The organism is Rhizobium sp. P1_E6, assembly GCF_056405875.1.
The window spans coordinates 17,880-44,733 of sequence record NZ_JBFUBG010000037.1 but is presented as its reverse complement, the minus strand read 5'-3'; the positions used below and the strand labels follow the sequence as shown (position 1 = coordinate 44,733).

The 26,854-nt window shown below is 60.3% G+C and carries 19 protein-coding genes; 4 read left to right on the top strand and 15 right to left on the bottom strand.

Annotated features, from left to right (window positions below):
• Window positions 1-1,854, bottom strand: coding sequence for an ABC transporter ATP-binding protein (locus AC1D35_RS18755; protein ID WP_477939477.1), 1,854 nt, complete (start codon window positions 1,852-1,854; stop codon window positions 1-3).
• 309 nt (window positions 1,855-2,163) lie between these two features.
• Here AC1D35_RS18755 and AC1D35_RS18750 point away from each other — a divergent pair, with 309 nt between their 5' ends.
• The 3 genes from AC1D35_RS18750 (at window position 2,164) to AC1D35_RS18740 (ending at window position 6,698) form a co-directional block, all read left to right on the top strand.
• Complete coding sequence (locus AC1D35_RS18750; protein ID WP_477939476.1) at window positions 2,164-3,033, top strand: aldose 1-epimerase family protein; 870 nt, start codon at window positions 2,164-2,166, stop codon at window positions 3,031-3,033.
• A gap of 274 nt (window positions 3,034-3,307) precedes the next feature.
• Entirely contained in the window at window positions 3,308-4,714 is a 1,407-nt protein-coding gene (locus tag AC1D35_RS18745; RefSeq protein ID WP_477939474.1) for an FAD/NAD(P)-binding protein, read from the top strand.
• Between the two features lie 58 nt (window positions 4,715-4,772).
• Window positions 4,773-6,698, top strand: a complete 1,926-nt coding sequence (locus AC1D35_RS18740; protein ID WP_477939472.1) for a hybrid sensor histidine kinase/response regulator — start codon at window positions 4,773-4,775, stop codon at window positions 6,696-6,698.
• Between the two features lie 55 nt (window positions 6,699-6,753).
• On the opposite strand, the gene AC1D35_RS18735 is transcribed toward AC1D35_RS18740, so the two are convergent.
• The 5 genes from AC1D35_RS18735 to cyoA are packed head-to-tail and all read right to left on the bottom strand — an operon-like array spanning window position 6,754 to window position 11,789.
• Window positions 6,754-7,512 carry an SURF1 family protein gene (locus AC1D35_RS18735; protein WP_477939470.1) on the bottom strand — a complete coding sequence of 253 codons (759 nt, stop codon included), beginning with the start codon at window positions 7,510-7,512 and terminating at the stop codon, window positions 6,754-6,756.
• Window positions 7,513-7,557: 45 nt separating this feature from the next.
• Window positions 7,558-7,959 carry a cytochrome o ubiquinol oxidase subunit IV gene (gene cyoD, locus AC1D35_RS18730; RefSeq protein ID WP_113296889.1) on the bottom strand — a complete coding sequence of 134 codons (402 nt, stop codon included), beginning with the start codon at window positions 7,957-7,959 and terminating at the stop codon, window positions 7,558-7,560.
• Entirely contained in the window at window positions 7,956-8,576 is a 621-nt protein-coding gene (gene cyoC, locus AC1D35_RS18725; protein WP_113296888.1) for a cytochrome o ubiquinol oxidase subunit III, read from the bottom strand. Before cyoC ends, cyoD begins: the two co-directional genes overlap by 4 nt.
• A gap of 6 nt (window positions 8,577-8,582) precedes the next feature.
• Window positions 8,583-10,586: a cytochrome o ubiquinol oxidase subunit I gene (gene cyoB, locus AC1D35_RS18720; protein ID WP_477939468.1), complete on the bottom strand. Its 2,004-nt coding sequence runs from the start codon at window positions 10,584-10,586 to the stop codon at window positions 8,583-8,585.
• A gap of 42 nt (window positions 10,587-10,628) precedes the next feature.
• Window positions 10,629-11,789 (bottom strand): ubiquinol oxidase subunit II, encoded by a 1,161-nt coding sequence (gene cyoA, locus AC1D35_RS18715; RefSeq protein ID WP_477939489.1) that lies wholly within the window; start codon window positions 11,787-11,789, stop codon window positions 10,629-10,631.
• A 374-nt stretch (window positions 11,790-12,163) separates the two neighbouring features.
• Here cyoA and AC1D35_RS18710 point away from each other — a divergent pair, with 374 nt between their 5' ends.
• On the top strand, window positions 12,164-13,495 hold the full coding sequence (locus AC1D35_RS18710) for an MFS transporter (RefSeq protein WP_477939466.1): 1,332 nt from the start codon (window positions 12,164-12,166) through the stop codon (window positions 13,493-13,495).
• Between the two features lie 72 nt (window positions 13,496-13,567).
• Here the strand turns inward: AC1D35_RS18710 and AC1D35_RS18705 are convergent, their stop codons facing one another.
• The 9 genes from AC1D35_RS18705 to AC1D35_RS18665 form a co-directional block, all read right to left on the bottom strand.
• Window positions 13,568-14,035 carry a Crp/Fnr family transcriptional regulator gene (locus AC1D35_RS18705; RefSeq protein WP_113296884.1) on the bottom strand — a complete coding sequence of 156 codons (468 nt, stop codon included), beginning with the start codon at window positions 14,033-14,035 and terminating at the stop codon, window positions 13,568-13,570.
• A 96-nt stretch (window positions 14,036-14,131) separates the two neighbouring features.
• The gene (locus AC1D35_RS18700) at window positions 14,132-16,846 is read right to left on the bottom strand and encodes an ABC transporter transmembrane domain-containing protein (RefSeq protein ID WP_477939464.1); all 2,715 of its coding nucleotides are present in this window, start codon (window positions 16,844-16,846) and stop codon (window positions 14,132-14,134) included.
• Window positions 16,847-17,040: 194 nt separating this feature from the next.
• Complete coding sequence (locus AC1D35_RS18695; RefSeq protein ID WP_477939462.1) at window positions 17,041-18,174, bottom strand: glycosyltransferase family protein; 1,134 nt, start codon at window positions 18,172-18,174, stop codon at window positions 17,041-17,043.
• Window positions 18,171-19,418 (bottom strand): glycosyltransferase family 4 protein, encoded by a 1,248-nt coding sequence (locus AC1D35_RS18690; RefSeq protein WP_477939460.1) that lies wholly within the window; start codon window positions 19,416-19,418, stop codon window positions 18,171-18,173. The genes AC1D35_RS18695 and AC1D35_RS18690 overlap by 4 nt, the downstream gene beginning before the upstream one ends.
• A gap of 11 nt (window positions 19,419-19,429) precedes the next feature.
• Window positions 19,430-20,638 (bottom strand): glycosyltransferase family protein, encoded by a 1,209-nt coding sequence (locus AC1D35_RS18685; RefSeq protein WP_477939459.1) that lies wholly within the window; start codon window positions 20,636-20,638, stop codon window positions 19,430-19,432.
• 95 nt (window positions 20,639-20,733) lie between these two features.
• On the bottom strand, window positions 20,734-21,909 hold the full coding sequence (locus tag AC1D35_RS18680; protein WP_162747080.1) for an ABC transporter permease: 1,176 nt from the start codon (window positions 21,907-21,909) through the stop codon (window positions 20,734-20,736).
• Complete coding sequence (locus tag AC1D35_RS18675; RefSeq protein WP_477939457.1) at window positions 21,909-22,907, bottom strand: ABC transporter permease; 999 nt, start codon at window positions 22,905-22,907, stop codon at window positions 21,909-21,911. The genes AC1D35_RS18680 and AC1D35_RS18675 overlap by 1 nt, the downstream gene beginning before the upstream one ends.
• A 3-nt stretch (window positions 22,908-22,910) precedes the next feature.
• Window positions 22,911-24,815, bottom strand: a complete 1,905-nt coding sequence (locus AC1D35_RS18670) for an ABC transporter substrate-binding protein (RefSeq protein ID WP_113296877.1) — start codon at window positions 24,813-24,815, stop codon at window positions 22,911-22,913.
• On the bottom strand, window positions 24,815-26,704 hold the full coding sequence (locus AC1D35_RS18665) for an ABC transporter ATP-binding protein (protein ID WP_477939455.1): 1,890 nt from the start codon (window positions 26,702-26,704) through the stop codon (window positions 24,815-24,817). Before AC1D35_RS18665 ends, AC1D35_RS18670 begins: the two co-directional genes overlap by 1 nt.
• Window positions 26,705-26,854 lie beyond the last annotated feature (150 nt).

Genomic DNA, 26,854 nt, shown 5'->3' with positions numbered 1-26,854 from the left:
TTACGCGCTCAAAGCGTCGTCGCCCGGTCGCACCTGCAAATCGTAAAGTGCCTTATATCGTCCGCCGAGCGCCAAGAGCTCGTCATGCGTGCCCTGCTCGACGATGCGGCCGCCCTCAATGAAAAAGATCCTGTCGGCATGCATCAGCGAACTCAGACGGTGGGCGACAATGATCGTCACCCGATCAGCGGCGTAGCGGCGCATGGCGCTGCGGATGCGCTGTTCGGTGGCTGCGTCGATCGCAGCCGTCGAATCGTCGAACACCATCACGGCGGGTTTGAGCATCAGCGCGCGGGCGATCGAAAGCCTCTGGCGCTGGCCGCCCGAAAGTGAGACGCCGCGCTCGCCGACGACCGTGTCGTAGCCGGTCGGCAGGCCGAGCACATAATTATGCAACTGCGCGCTTTCGCTGGCGCGCTCGATCCTGCCTTCCTTAGCCCAGGGATCGCCGTAAGCGATGTTGTTTTCGATCGTCGTGGTGAACAGGAAGGAATCCTGCTGGACGACGGCAACGGACCGGCGAAGCGATTGCAGCGTCGCCCTGCGGATATCTTGACCGTCGATGGTGACCTTGCCGCCTGTCGGGTCATAAAAACGCGGGATCAAATGTGCGAGCGTCGACTTGCCGCTGCCGGGCGGGCCGACKATGCCGATCGTCTCACCGCGCTTTGCCTCGAAGCTGACATCATGCAGTACCTCGTGCATGGGTGAGCTCGGGTAGGCGAAGCTGACATTTTCAAAGCGCAGCGTGCCGTCGGTGATCGTCAATTCCTTGGCATCGGGTGCATCGCGCACGGCGATCTCAAGGTCGAGCAACTCGAACAGGCGCGTRCCGCAGGTCGAAGCACGTGCGAAGGCGTTGACCATCAGACCGAGCTGACGCACTGGCATCTGCAGGATGGTCATGAAGGTGAGGAACGAGGCGAGCGTACCGACGGTGATCTCGCCAGAATGCACCTTGCCGCCACCGACCCACAGCACCAGCCCCATGGCCACAAAGAAGGAAAAGGTCATGGCGCTGGTATTGATGACACGAATGCCTACACGCTGATGGGCAAGTTCCAGTGCATTCTTCGAGGCCTCGTCGAACTTCGAGAGTTCGTGGTCCTGGGCTGCGAAAGCGCGCACGACACGAATGCCGCCAAGATTTTCTTCCATGATGCGCGTCAGCACCGAAAGCCGCTGCTGCAGGTCGAGCCAGGTGGCGCGCAGGCGAAGCTGGGTCGCAGAAGAGCGCCAGCCGACGAAGGGCACGAAGGAGAGCGCCAGCAGACCGAGCACCACGTCGGTCGAGAGCAGCATATAGGCGCCGATGCCGATCAGCATGGTCAGCAGAAAAACCCGCACGAGCGCGGTGGAAAAATACATCCTCACGCCTTCCAGATCGAGCAGGCCGACCGTGATCAGGTCACCCGAATGCACGCTGTCATGGAAGGAGAAGGAGAGGCGCTGGATCTTCTCGTAGCAGGCAAGGCGCAGCTCGTAGCCCATATGGTGGCCGACCGCCTCGCTGTAATAGTTCTGGACCATCGTGAAGAGGCCTCGCAGCACGCTGGCGCCGAGCAGAAGCAGCGCCGTCGTCAAAAGCGCATCCTGCGCCTGCTGTCCGACCGTGCCGCCATGAAGCGCCACCTGCGTATGGTCGACCGCCTGGCCGAGCAGGCGGGGGATCAGAAGTTGGAAGGTTGAGGCGATCAGGGTAGCGCCGATGGCGAGGCCTGCTTGCCAGGGATGGCGGAAGGCCATGACGGTGATGCGGAACAGTGTGTAGAGGCCCTTGCCCCACCCTGCCGCGGTTGCAAGCGCCAGCGAAGCCGAAGGCTTCGTCGCGCGTGTGGACGCATCGCTGCTCACGGTATTTTTCCAATAAATGTGTGCTCGGACCAAGTGGCCCGGAAGGACGGCAAATCCATGARGGGATTGATAGCACATTCAGTTTTGCCGATTCCGGCAGGGGGTTCAAGTAAAGAATTCACCAACCGGTTATTTTTACGTGAGCCTTTCTCGGATTGGACGGTAACGTTATGTCGAGGCCTGCCGACCACACGCAGCAGGCGCATTGTTCTGCCTGAAACTGAAAGTCTCAGAGCGTAGCATCACCAGTGGAAATCCGCTTGCCGGGCATGTATGGTCCGCTCGCCAAGCAGCACGAAGGGGCGTTCGATGTCATCCACGGTCCGGATCTCAAATCAGTTTCTTACCGTCGACGTTTCCTCGCTCGGTGCGGAAATGCAGGCGCTGACATCGAGTGATGGGCGCTCCTGGGTCTGGAACGGCGACGCCGCCTTCTGGACCGGCCGTTCGCCGATCCTGTTTCCGATCGTTGGCAAGGCGCCGAACGATATTCTTAAAGTCGATGGCCATAGCGCGCCRATGGGCCAGCACGGTTTTGCCCGCCGCAGCGAATTCATACTGGCATCCTCGTCCGAAACGAGCTGCCGCTACGAGCTTTCCGCTTCCGAATCGACAAGGGCGGTCTATCCCTTCGATTTCCTGCTGGCCGTCATCCATAGCGTCGAAGGCCGGGCGCTGACCGTTGCTGGAGAAGTCACCAACCGCGATATCAGGCAGATGCCTTTCGGTCTCGGCTTTCATACGGCTTTCCTCTGGCCGTTGCCCGGTGCTGTCAACAAGCCGCATACAGTCACGCTCGACAATGGCGCCGAACCTGCGCTTGTCCGGCTCGAAGGTGGGCTGATCTCGCCGACGAAGCTTGCCTCGCCCTTCAAGACGGGCAGCCTGGTGCTCGATCATTCGATGTTCGAGCAGGATGCGATGATCTTCCCCGAAGGCACAGGCGCTGGCCTGCGCTATGAGGCTGAAGGCGGTCCGGCCATGCATTTCAGCTTCGAGAACCTTCCTAATTTGGCGCTCTGGACCAAGCCTGGCGCTCCCTTCCTCTGCGTCGAGCCCTGGCACGGAACGGCCGCCGAAAATGGCGGTTCGGACGAACTGGAGGGGCGCCCCTACACGAAGGTACTTGCTCCGGGCGAAACGGCGCGCTTTTCGTTCACTGCTGAAATCCTGACATAGGCCGACCAATTTCCGTTTTGGATCAGCGTGTTGTGCAGGTGGTAAAATAAACTTCTTGCCACCTCGCGCTTTTCACGCTTTCATACACGACTAGTTTAATAGACTATGGGTCGGCATGAGAATGCCTTCTCCAGCCTGGAATGGTTCCAAACGGAACCCGATTTGGCGGCGAACGTTTTGCATGGCCGCATGAACCTGCCCAACGCATGGCCTCAGACGTCCTGCGTTGAAACCTTGATCGAGACACATGCGGATGAGCCGCAAGGGAGTTGAGATGACGGTTCAGGGACTTTTTTCCGGCAAGGCGAATGCGGCGGCGCAGATTTCCGCCATGCCGCGCATTGCGATCGTCGGCCGCGGTTTTTCCGGCATGATGATGGCGGTCGCGCTGATGCGCACCGTGCGCACGCCATTCCACCTCCAGCTTTTCGATCCGAATTCTACTGTCAGCGGTGGTCAGGCTCTCTCCGCGGCGCGGTCGTCCACCATTCTGAATACGCGCGTTCGCGACCTCTCCGTCTCGCTCGGCGACACCGACGATTTCAACGACTGGCTCTGTAGCAACGCCGAATTCCGCGCCGCCGTTCCGGCAGCGATCCCCGGCTTCCGGCAGATTTTCGTACCCAGGGAAATCTTCAGCGACTATGTCTACCAGCGCTTTTCCGAAGCGCTCGCCGCTCGCAGGGATATCACCGTTCAGGTCTGCCATGATCCGGTCGTGGCGATCCGCAGAAGCCATGGCAGCCGCTTCCTCTTGGAAAGCGCCAATCCGTCCAATCCACTTTTCGATACCGTGATCCTGGCGACAGGTTACGGGCTGCCTCGACCCGAGGCCGGGGAGCAAGAGGTTTCACCGGTCAGGGCGCAGCGCCTCGTCGCCCGGCCGCATACGGTGCTTCTCGGCAGCGGCATTCGCGTCGTGGACCAGCTGCTGCAGCTTCGCGACGCCGGTTATACCGGCCAGGTAACGATCATTTCACGGCACGGTTTCCTGCCGCAGAGCCACACGCCGAATTCTGCCGATCCGGTTTTCCCGGTCGAGGCGCTACCCCAAAGCTTGCCTGACATCGTCAGCTTCATCCGCCAGGCCTGCCGCGAGGCGGAGGAGGAGGGGCGAAGCTGGCAGTCGGTCATGAACGGCCTTCGCAGACACGCTCGTTCGCTTTGGCAGTCGCTGCCGGCGCGCGAGAAGCGCCAGTTTAACAGGCATCTGCGAGCGATCTACGACAGCCACCGCAATCGCCTGCCGGAGACCATGCATCTGCGCCTCAAGCGGGAGCTTGCCGAGGGCCGCACGGTGCTCAGGCGCGGTCGCGCCGGGCGTCGAGGTCTTAGCGGCCTGTTCTTCACGCCGGTCGGTTCGTCGAGCGAGGAGGTCATCCATGCCGAACGCATCATCGATTGCCGTTGCCATGCGCCTGATCTTTCCGCTCCTCTGATCGAGAGCTTGCTCGCGGCGCATCTCGCCATGCCCGACGAGCTTGCGCTTGGACTGGCGGTCAATGCCCGCGGCGAAACGTTCCTGGACGACGGCTCGTCAATCGATGGGCTTTTTGCGGTCGGCCCGCTTGGCCTCGGCAGCCTGCCAGACATCGATCTCGTGCCTGAGATCGTCACGCAGGCCTATTCGGCGTCGGAACGAATTGCCGAACGCTTTTATCCGCAAAGCCAAGCCGTCTGAGGGAACCATCGGCCCGAGCCGGCGTTATAGTGCGCTGGTGGATCGTTTAGAGGGGCAGATGGAAGCCGTGGATCGATATGATACGTCTCTTCAGGACGAGGGGCGTTTCCGGTTGCTCGTTGATGCAATCACCGACTACGCGATCTACATGCTGAGCCCCGAAGGCTATGTGACGAGCTGGAATTCCGGCGCCCAGCGTTTCAAAGGGTATCGTGCCTCCGAAATCATCGGCCAGCATTTTTCCCGCTTTTATCTGGATGCCGACCGGGAAGCCGGCCTGCCAGCCCGCGCGCTCTCGATTGCTACGAATGAGGGACGCTTCGAGGGGGAGGGCTGGCGCCAGCGCAAGGATGGTACGCGCTTCTGGGCCCATGTCATCATTGATCCGATCCGCCATTCCTCGGGCGAGCTGATCGGGTTTGCCAAGATTACTCGTGACCTGACGGAACGCAAGGCGGCAGAGAACGCGTTAAAGCGCAGCGAAGAGCAGTTTCGCCTTCTCGTTCAGGGCGTCTCCGATTATGCGATCTATATGCTCGACCCCGAAGGCAACGTGACGAGCTGGAATGCCGGTGCCGAACGCATCAAGGGTTATCGGTCGCAAGAAATCATCGGCCGACACTTTTCCACTTTCTATACGGATGAGGATCRCCTTAACGGATTGCCTGAGCAGGCGCTGGCCACCGCCAGCCGCGACGGACGGTTCGAAAGGGAAGGCTGGCGCCAGCGCAAGGACGGCTCCCGCTTTTGGGCCAGTATCGTAATCGACGCGATCAGAGACGATTTCGGCGACATTATAGGCTTTGCCAAGATCACCCGTGACATCACCGAGAAGATGGAAACGCAGCGTGCTCTGGAGCAGACCCGCGAAGAGCTTTTCCAGGCGCAGAAGATGGAAGCGATCGGCCAACTGACCGGCGGTATCGCCCACGACTTCAACAATCTGCTGATGGCGGTGCTGGGCAGCCTCGAAATCCTCAAGAAGCGCATGCCGCAGGATCCGGCTTTGTCGCCGCTTGTCGACAACGCCATGCTCGGCGCGCAGCGCGGTGCGGCTCTGACCCAGCGCATGCTCGCCTTTGCGCGCCGCCAGGAGCTGCAGGTGGAGAGGATTGATGTTTCCGAACTTTTGCGGGGCATGATGGACATGGTCTCGCGCTCCCTCGGTCCGGTCGCCTCGCTCGAAACCGTATTTCCCGAGAGCCTGCCGGCGATCGCCACCGATCCGAATCAGCTCGAGACGGCGGTGCTCAACCTCGTCGTCAATGCCCGCGACGCGATGCCCGACGGCGGGTCTATCAAGATCAAAGCCACTGAAGAGGTCGTGCCCGACGGCGGCACTCTGCCGGCCGGCCATTATGTGCGCGTCGCCGTTACCGATGAGGGCGAAGGCATGGCCGAAGAGACGTTGAAACAGGCGGTGACCCCCTTCTTCACCACCAAGGGTGTCGGCAAAGGCACAGGTCTCGGCCTTTCCATGGTGCAGGGGCTTGCAGGCCAGTCTGGCGGCAGGCTCGTGCTGAAAAGCCGGCTCGGTGAAGGCACGACAGCCGAGCTGTGGTTTCCAGTCACGGAAGCCGAAAAACTCTTCGAGCCGTCCGAACTGCCCTTGGCTGAAGCGGTGATCGGCCTGCGGCCGTTGCGCATCCTTGCTGTCGATGATGACGGACTGGTCTTGATGAACACGGCGCTGATGCTGGAGGATCTCGGTCATACCGTGTTCGAGGCGACGGCTGGCGCCGACGCGCTCGACATCCTTCGACGGGAAAGCGTAGATCTCGTCATCTCCGACCACGCCATGCCGCGCATGACCGGCTCGCAGCTTGCCGCAGCGATCCGCACGGAGTGGCCGGACATACCGATCATCCTGGCGACCGGCTTTGCCGAGATTCCGGAAGGTGCTGGTATCGCCGACGTACCGCGGCTGGGCAAACCGTTCTCGCAGGCTCAGCTTGCTGAGGCGATCGGTCGGGCGGTGGTTTGATGTTAAGATTGACGACTGACCGCGAGGGCAGGCTGCGTCTCTATCCTGTGACCGCTTAGGCTCTACGACGAAGCCTGATCTCGTTCCGCACGATATAGACGAGCAGCCCCGCCACCATGATCGCCAGCACATACCAGGTAATCGCATAGACAAGGTGGCTGTTCGGGAAGTCGAGGACCGTCAACCCTCCGAGCGGAAAGCCGCCGGCATTGGGTGTCGCGTCCGCGTCGATGAAGAAGGGGGCAACGTCCGCAATGCCACGCTTCTCGGCAATGGCTGCGACATCGCGCGAATACCAGCGGTCGCCAGCCGGATCGTTGGAGCGCAGCAGCATGCCCTTCGGCTCGGTCATGCGCATCAGCCCAGTGACGTCAACCGGTCCGCTGATCTCGCTTTCAGGCCGCGAGGCCGGGTCGCGGTGGTCGGTCGGCACGAAGCCGCGATTGATTGTTATCGCGCTGCCATCCGCGAGCCTGAGCGGCGTCAGCACCCAATAGCCGGAGCCGAGCGCTGTCGATGCCGTGACCAGCGTTTCCTTGTCGTGTTCGAAGGTACCTGATGCCGTAACCCGGCGGTATTCGTCATCGGCGGCGTTGATTTTGCTCCAGTCGGCTTGTGCGGGCGGTGCGACGGGCTCGGCGTGGACACGCGCATCGACGCGGGCGATGAGATCGAGTTTCCAGGAGAGTCGGTAGACTTGCCAGGTGCCGAGCGCGAGCAAGGCGGCGATGAGGGACAGAAGGACGAGCCCAAGGATCGCAAGTGTGACGGGCGAACGCGGCCTGTCCTGTTGGTCGGAAGAAATATCGGTCATAGGTAAACCGCAACGGGCGGCGTTGCCGCCGCCCGTTCCCAGCCTCTAGGGCATATTCTTCATCAATTCAGGGCTCATCGGCATCATGTTCGCATTCAGATGATACATGACCCAAAGCGAACCCGACAACGCGATCGCGACGATGATGATCGTGAAGATCAGTGCCATGATCGTCCAGCCGCCTTCCGACTTCGTGTTCATGTGCAGGAAGAAGATCATATGAACGACGATCTGCACTGCGCCGAGTGCCATCACCAGGATGGCTGTCACGATATGGTTTTCGAAGACCTCTCCCATGACCAGCCAGAAGGGGATGGCAGTGAGGATGACGGACAGAATGAAGCCCGTCACGTAGCTCTTGAAACTGCCGTGACCAGCCTGGTGCCCATGGCTGTGGCCGTGGTGAGCCTCGTGGGCATCCTCATGTGCGGGTGCTTGCGAACTCATCCGAGAACTCCCATCAGATAAACGAAGGAAAAGACGCCGATCCAGACGACATCGAGGAAGTGCCAGAACATGGAAAGGCACATCAGACGGCGGCGGTTGGCTTCATGCAAGCCGTGCATGGAGACCTGCACCATCAGCGTGATCAGCCAGATGATGCCGAAGGTGACGTGCAGACCGTGCGTACCGACCAGCGTGAAGAAAGACGACAGGAAGGCGCTGCGCTGCGGTCCGGCACCTTCATGGATGAGGTGCACGAACTCGTAAAGCTCGAGGCCGATGAAGACCGCGCCGAAGAGGCCGGTCACGGCCAGCCAGAACAGCGTTTCCGCCTTGGCGTTCCGCTCCATCTGCAGCATCGCAAAACCGTAGGTGATGGAGGAGAGCAGCAGCATCGAGGTGTTGATGGCGACCAGCGGCAGATCGAAGAGATCGGCTGGCGACGGGCCGGCCGCATAGCTGCGGCCAAGCACGGCATGGGTGGCAAACAGCACCGAGAAGATCAGGCTATCGCTCATCAGATAGAGCCAGAAGCCCAGATTGGTGCTGTTCTCCGGATGATGGTCTTCCGTCAGATAGAATTCAGGCTTTTCGGCCGTGTCGATAGTATGATCGCTCATGGTCTCTTACACCTGCTCGGCAAGCAGCCGAGTGCGCTTGCCTTCCGTTTCGGTGACTTCTTCTCCGGGAATGTAGAAGTCGCGGTTGTAGTTGAACGTATGGCCAATCGCGACGACGAGCATGGCAACGGCTGAGACGACCACCAGCCACCACATGTACCAGATCAGGCCGAAGGCGAGCGCTATGCTGATCGCAGACAGGATCGCGCCGGTGCCGGTATTCTTCGGCATGTGGATCGGCTTGAAGCCGCCGAGCGGACGCTCGTAACCGCGATTCTTCATGTCGTACCAGCTGTCGTGATCGTGCACGACCGGCGTGAAGGCGAAGTTGTAGTCCGGCGGCGGAGAAGAGGTCGACCACTCGAGCGTGCGGCCGTCCCACGGATCGCCGCTGTCATCGCGCAGCTCTTCGCGCTTCCTGAAGGAGACGACGATCTGGATCAGGAAGGCGGCGATGCCAAGCGCGATCAGGCCGACGCCGAAGGCGGCGATGATGAACCAGATCTGCAGCGATGGATCGTCGAACTGGCTCATGCGGCGGGTGACGCCCATCAGACCGAGGACGTAGAGCGGCATGAAGGCGAACCAGAAGCCGATCTGCCAGAACCAGAAGCTCATCTTGCCCCAGAAGGGATCGAGCTTGAATCCGAAGGCCTTTGGGAACCAGTAGTTCACGCCGGCGAACATGCCGAAGAGAACGCCGCCGATGATCACATTGTGGAAGTGGGCGATCAGGAACAGCGAGTTATGCAGTACGAAGTCGGCCGGGGGCACGGCAAGCATGACGCCGGTCATGCCGCCGATGACGAAGGTCACCATGAAGCCGACCGTCCACAGCATCGGCACCTCGTAGCGGATGCGGCCGCGATACATGGTGAAGAGCCAGTTGAACATCTTGGCACCAGTCGGGATCGAGATGATCATCGTGGTGATGCCGAAGAAGGAATTGACGGAAGCACCCGAACCCATCGTGAAGAAGTGGTGCAGCCACACGAGGTAGGAGAGAATCATGATCACGCAGGTGGCATAGACCATCGAAGCGTAGCCGAAGAGGCGCTTGCCGGAGAAGGTCGCGACCACTTCCGAGAAGATGCCGAAGGCCGGCAGAACCAGGATGTAGACTTCCGGGTGGCCCCAGATCCAGATGAGGTTGACGTACATCATCGGATTGCCGCCGAGGTCGTTCGTGAAGAAGTTCGTGCCAGCGTAGCGATCGAGCGACAGGAGAGCGAGCGTTGCGGTCAGGATCGGGAAGGAAGCGACGATCAGGATGTTGGTGCAGAGCGCCGTCCAGGTAAAGACCGGCATCTTCATSAWSGTCATRCCCGGMGCACGCATCTTCACGATCGTMGCGATCAGGTTGATGCCWGASAGYGTCGTGCCRACACCGGCGACCTGMAGGCCCCAGATATAATARTCGACRCCGACRCCRGGACTRTAGGCRGCACCCGAGAGMGGSGGATARGCRAGCCAKCCGGTCTGGGCGAATTCRCCGATGAAGAGCGAGAKCATGATGATGATCGCGCCYGCCGTCGTCATCCAGAACGAGAARTTGTTSAGGAACGGGAAGGAGACGTCGCGSGCGCCGATCTGCARYGGCACCACGAAGTTCATGAGGCCGGTGACRAAKGGCATCGCCACGAAGAAGATCATGATGACGCCGTGGGCGGTRAAGATCTGRTCGTARTGGTGCGGYGGCAGSKRRCCTTCATTGCCGTTGAAGGCRATTGCCTGCTGKMCGCGCATCAGRAKCGCRTCSGAGAAGCCGCGCAASAGCATGATGACGGCGAGRATSACATACATGATGCCRATCTTCTTGTGATCGACGCTKSWGAYCCAGTCGCGCCAGAGCGGACCCCAGAACTTGAAATAGGTGATGAYGCCSAGCACCGCGATGGCGCCGATRACGACRCCGATGAAGGTCACGACCAGGATMGGCTCGTGATAKGGGATCGMKTCGAGGGTCAACCGGCCGAAGATGAACTTCAGGAGGTCAGGATTGGAAAACATGGAACAACCCGTTCATTATGTCTTGCGACGCAAAGCGCCAGGTTAATTGTTATTGTTGAGCTGCGCCGGCGCCGGATCGCCGCCGTTGCTCGTGCCAGGCATGGAGTGACCCTCATGCTGCATGTCCATTCCGGGCATGTCCTGCATGTCGCCGCCGCTGTTCCTGGCCGGCTCGCTTCGCGCGGGAGCCCCGGTTGCGGGCACGGTTGCCGCAGGTGCAACGATGCCTTCGTCCGCATGGCGGTTGTCGTAGGTCAGCTTTTCGCGGTTTTCTTGGCTTTCCTTGCCGCCGCCGCCCATCATGTCGATGTGCATCATCTCGCCTGCACACATCTTGCCGGGCGTGGCGCACATGTTGAGGATCGCGTCGTAAAGGTCGGCATCGGCACCGGCATAATAGCGCACCGGCTCGTTCTCGCTCGGCTTTTCGAGCTTCAGATAGGTGTCGCGATTGAGCATCGTGCCGCGCTGCTTGACCTGCGCCACCCAGGCGTCGAAACCCTCTTGGTTCAGGCCGTGGAATTTGAAGCGCATGTGCGAGAAGCCTTCACCGCTGTAATTTGCGGAGAAACCGTCATACTCGCCTTCCTTGTTGATGACGGCGTGCAATCTCGTTTGCATGCCGGGCATGGCATAGACCTGGCCAGCAAGGGCAGGAATGAAGAAGGAGWTCATCACCGAGGAGGCGGTGATCTTGAAACTGATCGGCATGTCGACGGGAGCTGCGAGCTCATTGACCGTCGCAATGCCGAGGTCGGGATAGAAGAATAGCCATTTCCAGTCGAGTGCCACGACCTCGACGGTCAGCGGCTTGGTATCTGCCGGAATGGCACGGTCCGCATCGATACGGTCAAGCGGGCGGTAGGGATCGAGCTTATGCGTGGAAATCCACGTGATGGCGCCGAGCGCAATAATGATGGCGAGCGGCGCGGCCCAGATCACGATTTCGAGGCGCGTGGAATGATGCCATTCGGGCGCGTAGTTCGCGGCCGTATTGGAGCGCCGGTAGCGCCAGGCGAAAAACAGCGTGAGAAAGATCACCGGAATGATGATCAGCAACATCAGCACCGTGGAGACGATGATGAGGTCACGCTGTTGGGTGGCGATATCACCCGAAGGCGACATGACCACCAGGTTGCATCCTGCCAAAAAAAACAGCGGCAAGATCAGTAGAAGGCGGGAAAACTTTGACAGTTTTTGCACGTCTCTAAGCTCTTTTTGTTTCGTTCGATTGCCGACTAAAGCACTGGCACGCGCAGCGATATGAGGTCTTTGGTCGCAGTGCAACACGCATTTTGCACTGCGGGAGAAGTCAGCCTCCCTGACGCCGTTGAATCCTGATGAAATCAAGAAGGAATTTGGCGGGCGTCGATTTTTGTATATCCGAAATGTAAGGCTTTGCCCAATAAAACTCTGGAATAGGTCGGCCGGTGTATTGGGCGATTTTTTCGGCCGCATTGATTTTTGAGAATTCGGGAAAACTATTTGCGTAATCGGACTTGATAAGCTGCAAAGATGGAACAAGATCAGCTTGGGGTGCTTTGTCACAGGCACCTTGAACGAGGGAGGCGTTTCATATGGCTACTGCCAGACATTTAGGACCATCATCTTCATCGCTGGAAAGGGATGCGCGGCGCATTCACGACGACAAGCCGGTTTCGCCCGGCAGTATCGCGGTCGGCGTGGTGATCGGTCGCATGTCGGAATTTTTCGATTTCTTCGTTTACGGCCTTGCATCCGTACTCGTCTTTCCGCAGCTCGTCTTTCCCTTCGCACCGGATCGGCTGACAGGCACGCTCTATTCCTTTGCAATCTTCTCGCTCGCTTTCCTTGCTCGCCCCGTCGGATCGGTCGTCTTCATGACGATCGACCGTTTGTACGGGCGCGGCACGAAGCTCACGATCGCGCTCTTCCTGCTCGGCGGCTCGACGGCGTCGATCGCCTTCCTGCCGGGCTATGATGAAATCGGCTACTGGTCGATCGCCCTGCTGGCACTCTTCCGACTTGGCCAGGGCTTCGCGCTTGGCGGCGCATGGGATGGCCTTGCTTCGCTTCTGGCGCTCAATGCGCCCCCGAATCATCGCGGCTGGTACGCAATGATCCCGCAGCTCGGCGCACCAATCGGCTTTGCGCTGGCGAGCATCCTGTTCGGTTACTTCGTCGCAAACCTCTCCCCGGAAGACTTCCTCTCATGGGGCTGGCGTTATCCGTTCTTCGTCGCCTTTGCGATCAACGTCGTCGCACTCTTCGCCCGCCTTCGCCTTGTCATGACCAAGGAATTCGGCACGCTTCTTGAGCAGCATGAGCTTGAAGCCGCGCCGATCCTCGACGTGCTGCGCGTCCACGGCCGCGATATCCTGATCGGTGCTTTCGTGCCGCTGGCAAGCTTTGCCATGTTCCACCTCGTCACCATCTTCCCACTCGGCTGGATGAGCCTTTACGGCAACCAGCCGATCGGCGCCTTCATGGTGGTGCAGGTTATCGGCGCCATGGTTGGCTTCGTCGCCATCATCGCCTCGGGCATGATCGCCGACCGCATCGGCCGTCGCGCGCAGCTTGCGATCTGCGCTGTGCTCATTGCGATCTTCAGCTTCATCGGTCCGTTCCTGATTGGCGCCGGCAACAGCGGTCATGACGCCTTCGTTATCATAGGCTTCGGCGTGCTCGGTCTTTCCTTCGGCCAGGCGACCGGCTCGAYATCGTCGCGTTTCGGGCGCGGCTATCGCTACACCGGTGCGGCCTTCACCTCCGACCTTGCCTGGCTGATCGGTGCCGGCTTCGCACCGCTGGTCGCGCTCAGCCTGTCAAGCCAGTTCGGCCTGACCTTCGTCGGCTACTACCTGCTCTCGGGCGCGATCTGCACGCTGGCGGCTCTTGCCTTCAGCCGGGCGCTGGAACAGCGCGAATAGCGCATAGGCATAACGAAAAGGCCCGCCTGGGAAACCCGGCGGGCCTTTTGTTTGGGATCTTATTTTCGGGCGTTATTGCGCCATCTGCGGCTGCTTGGCAGCGCGCGCGGCGGTCAGTTCGGCGGTCGTGTGGTTGAGACGGTCGGCGAGCACGCGCATGATCTCCACGGCCATTTCCGGGAAATCACTCAGAAGCTTGAGGAAATGTTCCTTGCTGATGCGCAGGACTTCGAGCGGAGAGGTCGCACGCACGGTTGCCGTACGCGAGACGTCGCAGAGAATGGCGATTTCGCCGACGATAGAATTGACCTCGACATCGGCAACCTTGATCTCGCCGGCAGGCGAGGAAACGATGATATCGGCCGTGCCTGACAGTACGACATAGGCGGCGTCGCCGACGTCGCCCTGTCGGAACAGGTTCTGGCCGACGTGGTACGTCATGCGGTCGGAAGTGAAGGCCAAGAGCTTGAGTTTCGCTGGTGCGATCCTCGAGAAGATCGGCACCCGCCGCAGCATTTCGACTTCATCTCTCAACAGCATGAGCGTTACAATCCCCTGCCGCATGGTCCGTGATCATGCGCTAAAAACCAACTCCAAGCACCTTGCGGGCGCCGTCTCTGCCGCCCCAATAGAATATTACGATAACAGTTCCTTGAACATCCCGTTTTTCTCGGAAAGTTCCGGATAGTTGCCCGCCTCGGCAAGATCGCCGCGATCGAAGAGCAGAATCCGATCGAAGATTTCGGCGAGCTTGGCGTTTGACAACACCCAGATGATCGCCGGGCGCTTGCCTTCCTCGTGCAGGCCTTCGATGATGTTGCGGGTGATCTGGTCCTGGATGCGCTGGTCGAGCGCGGGGATCGGCCGGTTGAAGATGAAGTAGTCGGAGCGCTTGAGCAGCGCGCGGGCAAGATTGAGCTTCTGCCGCTGCACCCCAGTCAGGCGCTTGCCGCCGGAACCGACGTCAAATTCAAGGCCGATAGACAATACATCGTCATAGAGATCGAGCGCATCGAAGAGCTCACCCATGATGAGGCGAATGCGGTCGGAGGCATCGGCCTGCTGATAGGCGATTCGGCCGAAGAGCACGTTGTCCATCAGGCTTGCGGAGGCCGTGAAGCGGCTGATGTCATAACGCTCGATCAGTTCGGCGAGGTCGTCGGGGATATTCTGATGGAACTGCTTGCGGGCACTGACGATCTTGTCCGTCAGCGCCTGGGTCAGTAGACCAAAGCGGTGCCGTGGTTCGATATAGGCAAAGCTCAGACGGATGATGCTTGCCCGGTCTTCCGGCGTCGCATCCTCGAAGCGCTTGCCCTGCAGCTTCTGCAGCAGCGCCTGGTAGGTCGGAATGYCATCCGCCGTCATGAAGGTGAGCTGCTGGAAGAAGGGGTGGTCCGGCGGCAKGTCGTGGAAGAGTTCCACCGCGTTCTCGGCAATTTCCAGGCCCATAGCATAGAGATCGGTGCTGAGCCCTGTATCGCGGAAGAGCTGCTGGAAATAGGGATGGCCGGCAAGTCGTCGGTTGTTCATCAGCGGCCGCTTCATCGTACCGAAGAGCAGGTTTTCGCCGACGGTTGCCTGCGTATTGTAAGCGTCGAAATCGAAGGGCACGACGATCGCGTCGAGGTTTTCCCCGGCAAGCCGCTCACGCAGCGACGTCCTGAGTTCGACGATATGGCTACCGAGCGCTGTATGAACCTCGGTATTGACGGTCGAGCGCAACGCCAGATCCAGAATGTCTTGCGACATCATGACTGCGTCGAGTACCGGCCGGATCGCCTTCAGCAGGTCTTCAGGTCCATTTGCGCCGGCAGCGCCGTAGTCGACCCAGTCGCTGTTGAGGTCGAGCGTCGGATTGCCGGCCTTCTGCGATTCCGCCACGTGCCATTTGTATTCCTGGGCGGTCTTGTCATCATATTCAGGTTCTTTCATCGGCGCATGCTTGAGGCCGTAGACCAGGTTGTCGCGCAGCGTGCCGTGGAAGAAATAGCTGTCGGCGGCCGCATAGGAGATGCGCCGGCCGGTGATCGATTCCGGGAGATCCAGTAGATCCTGTCCGTCGATGGTGATGCGGCCGGAATCCGGCCAGACGAGACGGCCGAGCGCTTCGGCGAAGGCCTCCGCGCCGCTGCCGTTCGGCCCGACGATCGCAACTGTCTCGTTCGGTTTGATCTCGACAGAGACGTGATCGACGAGGCGTGCGCCGCTGTCGTCGCTGACAGAGAGGTTTGTGACGACGAAGGCGCTCGTCAGCGGCGCGATCGGCGCCGTTGCAAGCTCCTGGATGCGGCTGTCGATCAGCGGCTCGACATTGAACTGCTCGTAGACCTGCGCATACTTGACCTGCACGTCCTGGCGCATCTGGTCCCAGTCGATCAGCTCCTTCAGCGGGCCGGGCAGGTCCTTGTAGGCGGAAATGACGGCGATGAGCTGACCGATGTCGAGCCGGCCCTGCAGCGCCAGATAACCGCCGATTGCGTAGAACAGGAAGGGCGTGACCTGGGCGAGAAAGTTGTTGATGAACTTAACCAGAAACTTCCACTGATAAAGGTCGTAGCGGATCGAGAAGATGCGGCCGAGGCGGGTTGCGATATCGGCACGCTCGAAATTGGAGGTGTCGTTGCCGTGGATCGTGCCGATGCCGTCGACGATCTCGCCCACGCGTCCCGAAAGTTCACGCGCTGTCAGCTGGCGCTGGCGGCCGAGTTCCAAGAGACGCTTGCGCATGCGGGGAATGACGATGGCCTGCACGCCGACGATGCCCGCCGCGATCATGCCCAGCCAGAAATTCTGGATGATGATGAAGGCCAGCGCGGTAATCGCCTGACCGCCAAGCAGGGCGGGTGAGACGAAGGCGTCACCCGTGAAGCCGCCCATCGGCTCCACCTCGTCCTTGATCATGGTGGCGATTTCGGCCGATTTCACCCGTTTGAAATGGGAGGGCGGGAAGCGCAGCACGCGATCGATAAGCTCGAAGCGGATGCGGCGCAGCATGCGTTCGCCGAGCCGGCCCTTATAGGTGTTGATATAGAACTTGAAGAGGCCGTTCAGGACCACCAGCGCAAGGAAGACGAGGCTCAGCGCCATCAGCATCTGGAAGCGGTTGAGCTCCAGGCCCTTGAAGAATTCGACATGGCCGATCAGCGGGATGTCGTAGGCGATGTGCATGAATGTCTGTCGCGCACCCGGCCCTTCGAAGCCGTCACCCTGAATAGGTCCGTTGACGATCTGCTTCGGCAGGTCGAAGGATAGAAAGTAGGGCACCATGGAGGCTGCGACGACCAGCAGAATCCAGAGCTGCTGCAGCCGCGTGTTCTTCCAGATGTAGCGCGCGAGGCTTTTTTCCATGGCTAACCGTCAGACTGTGGGGAAAGTCCGTACAGCGATCCTGATGCTGGGGAAGGGAGAATCTCCGAGTACAGGACCATGCAGTCAGACCGCCGATATCGCAACGAAAACAAGGCGGAGCGGACTAATGTCGAAACGCCGATTCTCGCCGGAAATTTTCTTATATCACATGAATTTTAGAATAGGCGAGGGTTTCAGCCGATCATTGAGCGAATGATGGCCGCACTTTTTGCCGCTCCGTCGAGATTAAGGGAAACGGCCGGACGCAACGGTGCTGCAAGAGCCCGTTCGACCGCAGCCTTGACATCGTCGACGGTCAGCCCGTCCTCCGGGAGGATTTCGGCAAGACCAAGCGCCCGCAGCCGTTCGGCGCGCACGGTCTGCTCCGTCTCACCGGCCGCCATGAAGGGGATGAGGATCGAGTGGCATCGGGTGCGTAAGAGATCACCCACCGTGTTGTAGCCGGCCTGCGAGATCGAGACTTTCGCACCACGCAGCAGCGAGGGGAAGTCCTTGCGGAACCGCACCAGGGTGACATTGGCAGGCGCATATTCAGACAATGCGGAAAAATCGGCTGCGGGAAGGTTGGGACCTGTAATCAGCAGCCAGCTGATATCGGCAGGCAGGAGTGCGGCCGCACCGCGCGCGGCGCGCATCAGCTCCAGCCCAACGGCGCCGCCGCCCGCCGAAGCGATGATGTCGAATGTCTCGGATGGTTCCGGTGCCGGCGGCGGAGCAACGAGACCGGTATAGCGCAGCCGGTCGGCGATCTCGACGGTGAACGGAAAAGTGTCCTCCAGGCGCACGAATTCAGGATCGCCATGCACGAGCACGGCGTCGAAATGGTCCTTGATCAGCTTGACCGTTTCCTCGTCGCGGCCGGGCTTGCGGTTTTCCTGCAGGATGTCGCGCACCGAACTTAAGAGCTTCGGCCGCGGCTCGACGGTCTCAATCGCATCGAGCAGCGGCAGCAATTCGAAGCGCATCTGCCGACGGCCGAACGGGAAGGCCTCGATAATGACGACATCAGGCCTTGCTTCCTCAAAGGCTTTGAGAAGCAGGTCGCGTCGCCTGGAAAGAAACTCTTCGCCCGCAGCCTGCCCATCGACATCGGCAAGGCCGGAAAAGCCGATATTGCTGGCAACGACGGGTGGCAGCTCGATCGTCTTGACACCCTCGCCTGGAAAGCCAGGTACTGGCAGGCCGCCGGTGACGACGGTGACCTCGAAGCCATCCTTCACCAGCGCATTGGCGATGCGGCTGGCGCGTGCAATATGACCGATGCCGAGCAGATGCTGAACATAAAAGAAGATGCGGGGAGCTCTCATGACGCCTTCTGCCATTCTGCTTCGAACAGGCCGCTCAGCTGCCGGATGCTGGAATGATAATCAAAATGGTCGCGCACGCGCGACTCCGCCGCATCGCCCAGCCGCTCGCGCAGATCGGGATTGCGGATCGCCATCTCGAGCGCCTTTGCAAGGGCTGCCGGATCTTCGGGCGGCACGACCAGACCGTTTTCGCCGTCGCTCAGCAGTTCCGGCACGCCGGAGACGTTGGTAGAGAGACAGACGAGCCGCTGGCTGGAAGCCTCGACCAGCACGTTCGGCAAACCGTCGCGGTCGCCATTGGCGGCGATGCGGCAGGCGAGCGCGAAGAGGTCGGCGCGGCGATAGTGATCGAGCACGTCGTCCTGCGCCAGTGCACCCTTCCAGGTGATGCGATCGGCAAGGCCGAGTTCAGCGGCAAGCTTTTTCAGCTTGGAAAGCTCCTCGCCACCACCGATATGGTCCATGCGCCAGTTGATTTCCCCGGGCAGCAGGGCAAGCGCGCGCAGCAGCACGTCGTAGCCCTTTTTTTCCACCGCCCGACCAACGCTGAGGATGAAGGCGGGGTCGGCGGGATCGCTGCCGTTACGGTTCGAGCGCTCGCCGGCGAAATGGCCGAAGCGGGCGAGGTCGAGGCCATGATAGCTCAGATGTACCGCATTCTGGCGCCCCGTCAGCGCTTTCATATGCTCGTAGCCGCTGCGGGTGCAGGTGACCGCCCAGCGGGCGCTTCCGAGCTTCTGGCCGAGATCCCAGTCGGGTGAAGTCCAGATATCCTTGGCATGGGCCGAGCAGGTCCAGGGCGTGTCTGTCAGAATGCTCGCATATTCCGTCACCGAAGCTGGCGTATGGATGAAATGAGCATGCAGCCACTCGCCGTTGTCAGGCCATTCGCGCGCCAGCACCAGCGCCTGGCCGAGCCGGCGGAAGCGGTTGCGGGAAATGTCGCGCGGCAGATCGGCAAGGAAACGCTTCATCAGCGCGCCGAAACCGGGTTTCGAAAAGCCGGCAAGGAGGCCCTTCAGCACGCGGATCGGCTCTTCGTGCAGATATTCTGGGAGATAGACGACGCGCGCTTTGATCTCGTCATGGACAGGATGACGCTTCTTGTCGGTCGGCCGGCGCATGGAAATCAGCGTCAGGTCGAAGCCGGCCTTTTCGAGGCCTAGCAATTCCTGGGCAATGAAGGTTTCCGAAAGGCGGGGATAGCCTTTCAGCACGACGAGAATCTTGCGACGTGGCGGCAAAGGATGGCTCTTTATTCTGCGCCGACGAGGGAAAGATGGCGTCCGCGGCTATCCAGCCATGTGCCGACGGTGCGGGAAATATGATCCAGCCCCTCAAGGTGCATATTGCAGCCGCTCTTCGATGGCGGAAGTCGCGCAGGCAGGCGCTTCAGCGTCTCGGCCATGACGGAGGGGTCGCCCGACTGCTCAGGCAGAAGCATGTCGACGAGACCGAGTTCGCTGGCGCGGCGGGCGCGTAGTAGCTGCTCCTCGCGCGGGGCAACGCGCGGTACGATGAGCGCCGGCTTGTCGAAGGAGAGGATCTCGCAATAGGTGTTGTAGCCCCCCATGGCGACGACGGCGGTCGCGCCGTCGATCAGCTCTTCCATGTGATTGTCGAACTCGATTACCTCGATATAGGGGATCTGCTCGCCTTTTTTCACCAGCTTTGCACGTTCGGCCGCCGGCATATACGGACCAAGTACGACAAGTGCCTTCTGCGTCAGCGTCTCGTCGGCCTCATAGGCATTCATCACGTCGTGAACGAGATCGGAGCCATCGCCACCGCCGCCGGTCGTGACAAGGATATAGTCGTCCTTGCGGGCGTTCAGCGAGTTCTTGCCCTTGGAGACACTACGCTGCAGGAAGCCGACGAAATCCATCTTGCGGCGAACAYTCGGGGGCACGTCGAGGCCGACAAGCGGGTCGTAGAAATCCGGCGGTCCGTAGACCCAGATGCTATCGTAATATTGATCGATCTTCTGCATCACGCTGTTCTTCTTCCACTCGGCTTCGAGCAGATGCGGCGCGTCCATGATCTCGCGCAGACCCAGCACCAGAATGGTGCCGCGCGCCTTCAGATAGGCAAGCGTTTCCTCGACCTCGCCCTTCAGACCCATCGGCTCCTTGTCGACGATGAAGATGTCGGGCTGGAAGGTCTCCGCCGTATGGCGAATGCTGGATTCGCGCATCTTCATCGTCTCGTGCAGGTCGATGTGGCTGGCAAGCGACGTATATTCGCCGTTGCGAAGCTTGATGACGCTCGGGATCTTCACGAAGTCGACGCGGGCACGATAATCGAAAGCGCCGGCAATCGTCGCGCCTGATATGATCAGGATGTTCAGGCCGCGATAGTCCTCGACGAGAGCATGGGCGATCGCGCGGCATCGGCGCAAATGGCCGAGGCCGAATGTATCGTGGCTGTACATGAGGATGCGTGCATCTTCGAGGCGTCTGGCCATGTGTGTGCCCTCTGAGGTGGACGACATACTTCTACCACCCCCGTAAATCGGAGGCCACGAGGCGGCGGACGCGAAGCACCCGGCCGAACTCGACGCTATTTGTAGGGATCTGCCGCATCGCGCAAGCCATCTCCCAGAAAATTGAACGCCAAAATCACCAGCACCACCGGAACGATCGGAAACAGCAGCCACGGATAGAAGGCGATGACGCTGACGCTCTTGGCCTCTGTCAAAAGAATGCCCCAGCTGGTAATGGGCGGCCGCAGGCCGAGGCCGAGGAAGGAGAGCGCCGTCTCACCAAGGATCATACCCGGAATGGAAATGGTGGCGGATGCGATGAGATGCGACATGAAGCCGGGCACGAGATGCCGGCCGATGACACGGGGCGTGCTGGCACCCATGAGCTGGGCTGCTTGGACATAATCTTCCTCACGCAGCGCCAGAAGCTTGGAGCGTACGGCGCGGGCAAGCCCTGTCCAGTCGATGATGCCAAGAATGACGGTGATGCCGAAATAGATGACGATTGGGCTCCATGTCACCGGCATGATGGCGGCAAGTGCCATCCAGAGCGGCAGGGAGGGCAGTGATTGCAGCACTTCGATCAGGCGCTGGACGATGAGGTCGAAGATGCCACCCCAATAACCAGCGAGGCCACCGATGACGATGCCGAGCACAAAGCTGATGGAAATACCGATCAGCCCGATGGTAAGGGAGATACGGGCGCCRTAGAGAATGCGCGAAAGCACGTCGCGGCCGAGACGGTCGGTGCCGAGCAGGAACATCTGCCCGCCGATCGCAGGGCAGACGAGATGATAATTGGATGCGACGAGTCCCCAGAACTTGTAGCCATCGCCGCGGCAGAAAAAGCGGATCGGCTGGATGTCGTTCTGCTTGTCGGTATAGAGACGGTGCAGGGTGTCGATATCGAGCGTCATCTGCCGGCCATAGACGAAGGGGCCGACGAAATTGCCCTGGCTGTCGAAAAGACGGACGCGCTGCGGCGGCGAATGGATGAAATCGACGTTGCGGGTATGCAGTCCGTAAGGTGCCAGGAACTCGACGATCAGGATCATGAAGTAGACGGCGGCGAGGAAAATGCCGGATGCAAGCGCCAGCTTGTGGCGCTTGAACTTCCACCACATGAGCTGCTTCTGCGAGGCGAGGTGGATACGAGACTGCGCAGATGTCATCGTCTCCGTTGCGATCGGATCGAACGGGGCGGTGGAAACATAATGCGGCAGCGGTGCACCGGGAGCGGGTAGGGGCGACATTATTTGGTGCTCCTGCCTTGCAGACGGATGCGGGGATCAAGGAAGCCGAGCGCGATATCGGAAATCAGCACGCCGATGACGTTCAGGAAGGCGAGGAACATCAGGAACGAGCCGGCAAGATACATATCCTGGCTCTGCAGTGCCTTAATGAGCATCGGCCCCGTGGTTTCCAGCGACAGAACGATGGCGACGATCTCCGCGCCCGAAATGATCGACGGCAGGATCGAGCCGATATCGGCGACGAAGAAGTTGAGCGCCATGCGCAGCGGATATTTGATGAGTGCGCGCACCGGATGCAGGCCCTTGGCGCGCGCTGTCGTCACATATTGCTTCTGCATCTCGTCGAGCAGGTTGGCGCGAAGGCGAYGGATCATGCCGGCTGTGCCGGCCGTTCCGACGATGACGACGGGGATCCAGAGGTGAGAAAGAATCGACCTCGCCTTCGCCCAGCTCATCGGCTCGTTCAGATATTGCTGATCCATCAGATGGCCGATGGAGAGTCCGAACCAGACATTGGCGAAATACATCAGGATCAGCGCCAGCATGAAGTTCGGGATGGCGATGCCGAGCAGGCCGAAGAAAGTCAGTCCGTAGTCGCCCCAGCTATATTGATGGGTCGCCGAATAGATGCCGATCGGGAAGGCGATCAGCCAGGTGAGAAGGATGGTCGAGAAGGAGACGAGGATCGTCAGCCACAGGCGGTCGCCCACAACGTCAGAAACCGGCAGCTGATATTCGAAGGAATAGCCGAAATCGCCATGCAGCATCCCGCCGACCCAGAAGAAGTAACGCACGATCTCCGGCTGGTCGAAACCGTATTGATGGCGCAGTTCCTCGATTTCCTGCAGGTTTGCAGTCTCGCCCTGGGCGCGCAGTTCGGCGATCTGGCTTTCGAAGAAGTCACCCGGTGGCAGTTCGATGATGACGAAGACCAGCGCCGATATCACGAGCAGGGTCGGCACCATGGCGGCGATACGCCAGAGGATATAGCGGATCATTGCTCAGGCCTCCTTGAACCAGAAGGTGTCCGGCATGTAGACGCCGAGGAAGGAGGTCGGATCGAAGCCGTAAAGCCCGTGCTCCGGCACGTTCTGCATCTTGGCGGACGTGAGGATCGGCTGCAGAGTGCTGTTGATGAGGCCGATCGAAAAGACCTGCTGGGTATAGAGGGACAGCATCTTGTGCCAGATAACCTCACGCTCTTCCGTCGTAGCACTTGCGCCCCATTGGTTCAGGAGATCCACAAGCTCGGCCGCCTCCGGCAGATCGGGAGCTTTGCCTTCCTGACCGGCCGAAAGATAGTACATGCCCCAGAGCGGCCATTGAAGCTGGTCATCCAGCGTAGGGGCTAGTCCATAGGGAGACATGTCGGCGGTTGGCACACCGTTATCCAGCCCGTACCAGATCGACATCATGATCGAGCCGCTCATGGCGCGATTGCGGAAGACGTCGCGCTGCGAGGTGCGGGTGAAGAGCGCCAGGCCGATCTTGGCCCAGTGATCGTGCACGAGTTCCAGAACATCCGTGTCGAGATTGCTCTCGCCGGCTGTCTCGACGGTGATCTCGGCGCGGCGTCCATCAGGCAGCAGKCGGATGCCATCGCTGTCGCGCTTGTCGAGGCCGAGTTCGTCGAGCAGCTTGTTGGCCGTGTCAGGGTCGAAATTCACATAGGCGTCGGCATATTCCTGCTTGAAGAGCGGGCTTTCGGGCAACACCGTATCGGCACTCGCCTTGCCGAGGCCGTAGAAAGCGACCATGTTGATCTCGTGCCGGTCGATCGCCAGCGACAAGGCCCGGCGGAAGCGCACGTCGCGAAAGAGCGCGCGCCAGGCTTCGTCGGCGACATTGAGGTTCGGCAACAGTGTGATGCGCGAGCCGCGCGCCATCTTCCAGAGATCGACCTTCACCGGGAAGCGCTTTTCTGCTTCTTTCAGGAAAGTGTAGTCGTTGAAGTCGATGCCGGTCGCCTGCAAATCGGATTCGCCAGCACCCGCCTTGGCGGCGATGATAGACGAAGACGAGACATTGAGGATGAAGCGGTCGAGATAGGGCAACTGCATGCCGTTCTCGTCGACGCGGTGGAAGAAGGGATTGCGGTCGAAGATGAACTGATCGGCCGGCGGAGCCGTGCGGTTCTGCCAGGGATCGAGCGTCGGCAGCTCGGGATTGTTGGGCCGAGAAGCGAGGGCCATCTTGATGTGCAGATCGGCCCACTTCTTGGCGCGGTTCTTTTTCATCAGCTCTTCAAGCTTGGCCTTGTCCTGAAAGCCCTTGTGGAACTGCTTCAGGTAATGGCCCGGGCCATAGATGACGAGCGGCAGAGGCCCGGCAAGCGCCGACAGAAAAACCGGGTTAGGCTTGTCCCAGCTATAGCGCACAGTCAGTTCGTCGAGCACTTCAAAGCGCGGCAGGGAGCCGTGAGGACGCAGCTCCAGAGCGCCGCCGCCGGGCGTCAGTTCCTTGTTGAGGATGACTTCTTCCCACCAGTAGCGGAAGGCTTCCGCCGTGAAGGGGTGACCGTCCGACCATTTGTGCCCCTCGCGCAGGCGGAAGGTAAAGACCGTGTCATTCTCCGAGGTGAAGTCCCGCAGGATATCGGGCTGCAACTGCAACTTCGTGTCGTAGCCGACCAGCCGCGAATAGCCATAGACCGTCATGTAGCGGATATCGCGCACGCCGCCGATGATGGTGCGCACATTGCCGCCATAGGTGCCGGGCACGCGGCCCATCTCCTTGAGATTGACGATACGCGGCTCAGTCGGAATGCGCTCTGCCATTGGCGGCAAGCTGCCGTCAGCGACCCTGGCCTTCAAAAATTCTGGCTCGGCGATCGGTTGAGCCCGCAGCACCGAAGGCGCGATGGCCGAACCGATCAGGCCGCCGAGAAAGATGCGGCGAGTTACCATCAGACCAGCTCCTTAGCATCGGCGCCCTTGCGGGCGCGCACCAGATGGCCGCCGCCGAGATCGGCATAAGCGAGTTCGGAGGCGTCATCGTGGTCGGCCCGGAAGACAGGCCCCCAGTTCTGCTTGTCGGCCGCTCCGTTTTCCTGCAGCGCCTTGAAGTCGAGTGGCCTGTCGAGATCCGGGAAGGGAACGGCGGCAAGCAATGACTTCGTATAGGGGTGAACCGGATTGCGCAGGATGATCTCGCGCGGTGCGATTTCGACGATGCGGCCCCTGCACATGACGGCGATGCGGTCGGCCATATAATCGACGACTGCGAGGTTGTGCGAGATGAAGAGGTAGGTGAGCCCCAGCTCCTTCTGCAGGTCCTTCAACAGATTGAGGATCTGCGCCTGCACCGAGACGTCGAGGGCCGAGACCGGTTCGTCGAGGATGACGAGCTTGGGGCCGAGGGCGAGGGCGCGGGCAATGCCGATGCGCTGGCGCTGGCCGCCGGAGAAACTGTGCGGATAGCGGTTGAGATAGCGACGGTCGAGGCCGATTGCGCCCATCAACCCCTCGACCTTGGCCTTGCGCTCGGCGCTGTTGCCGCGGTCATGAATCTCCAGCGGTTCGCTCAGGATATTGCGAACTGTCATGCGCGGCGAAAGCGAGGAGACCGGATCCTGGAACACCATCTGGATCTTGGTGCGCAGGTCCTGCAGTTCCGAACCCTTGACGGAGAGGACATCGATGACCTCCTTGCCGTCGTTGAAGACGACCGCCCCGCTATCCGGGGTAATTGCGCGCATCAGGATTTTGCTGACCGTCGTCTTGCCGCAGCCGGATTCGCCGACCAGTCCGAGACACTCGCCGCGGCGGATATCGAAGCTGACATCGTCGACAGCATGCACGACGACTGCTTCCTGCCCACCGAAAAAGCCGCGCTTGCGCGTCTTGTAGGTCTTGGAAAGGTTGGCAACGGAGAGCAGCACGCCCGGCGCTTCCTTCTCGACCGGCTTCTTCTTGCCGATCAGCGATTCCAGATTGACCGGAACCTCGCGAAGCGCTTTCAGCCGCTCGCCTGGCTTCATGTCAAAGTGCGGAACAGCGGCCATCAGGGCCTTGAGATAGGGATGCTGCGGATTGCGGAAGATGGCTTCGACGGGGCCTGCTTCCATGATCTCGCCGTGATAGATCACCACCACCTCGTCGGCCATATTGGCGACGACACCGAGGTCGTGGGTGATGAGCAGCATGGCCATGCCGAGCTTGGCCTGCAGGTCGCGCAGCAATTCGAGGATCTGCGCCTGGATCGTCACGTCGAGCGCCGTGGTCGGCTCGTCGGCGATCAGCAGTGCCGGCTTGCAGATCAGCGCCATGGCAATCATGGCGCGCTGGCGCATGCCGCCGGAAAGTTCGAACGGATACATGTCGTAAGTACGCTTCGGATTGGAAAAGCCGACGAGGCCGAGCATTTCCTCGGTGCGCTCGCGCGCTTCCTTCTTGTCGGCATCCGTGTGGATCAGCAATACTTCGCTGATCTGGTTGCCGACCGTATGGAGCGGTGAGAGCGACGTCATCGGCTCCTGGAAGATGGTCGCCATGCGGCGGCCACGCAGGTCACGCATCTCGGCACTGTCACGCGAAAGCGACAGGATATCGGTCGCCTTGCCGTCCAGCGGATCGGTAAATAGAATACGGCCGCTCGCATGGGCGGGTGCCGGTAGGATGCCCATGATCGCCTGGCTGATGACGGATTTGCCAGAGCCGCTTTCGCCTACGAGGGCAGTCACTTTCCCCGGCAGGATGCGGAGATTGGCTTCCTTTACGACGCGCAGCCGGTCGCCGAAAACGGAGAAGGCGACATCCAGATTCTCAACACGCAACAGATCGGCAGCAGACGCCATACCAATGAAATTCCCCAGTCCTTATGTGTTCCCGTTAAGGCACACTATCGTACCGTAAACGGGGTGTCCAGTTGATGACAGACATGGGAAAAAATGGCACATGGCGCCCATTTTACAGGGCGCTTGATGCGAAGGTTCTGATGTGCGGCG

Excerpts from the sequence above, each read along its gene's own strand:
- AC1D35_RS18695 (WP_477939462.1), bottom strand. The coding sequence starts at position 18,174 with ATGAGAGCTCCCCGCATCTTCTTTTATGTTCAGCATCTGCTCGGCATC.
- AC1D35_RS18665 (WP_477939455.1), bottom strand. The coding sequence starts at position 26,704 with ATGGCGTCTGCTGCCGATCTGTTGCGTGTTGAGAATCTGGATGTCGCC.
- cyoC (WP_113296888.1), bottom strand. The coding sequence starts at position 8,576 with ATGAGCGATCATACTATCGACACGGCCGAAAAGCCTGAATTCTATCTG.
- AC1D35_RS18735 (WP_477939470.1), bottom strand. The coding sequence starts at position 7,512 with ATGACCGATATTTCTTCCGACCAACAGGACAGGCCGCGTTCGCCCGTC.
- AC1D35_RS18745 (WP_477939474.1), top strand. The coding sequence starts at position 3,308 with ATGACGGTTCAGGGACTTTTTTCCGGCAAGGCGAATGCGGCGGCGCAG.
- cyoD (WP_113296889.1), bottom strand. The coding sequence starts at position 7,959 with ATGAGTTCGCAAGCACCCGCACATGAGGATGCCCACGAGGCTCACCAC.
- AC1D35_RS18705 (WP_113296884.1), bottom strand. The coding sequence starts at position 14,035 with ATGCTGTTGAGAGATGAAGTCGAAATGCTGCGGCGGGTGCCGATCTTC.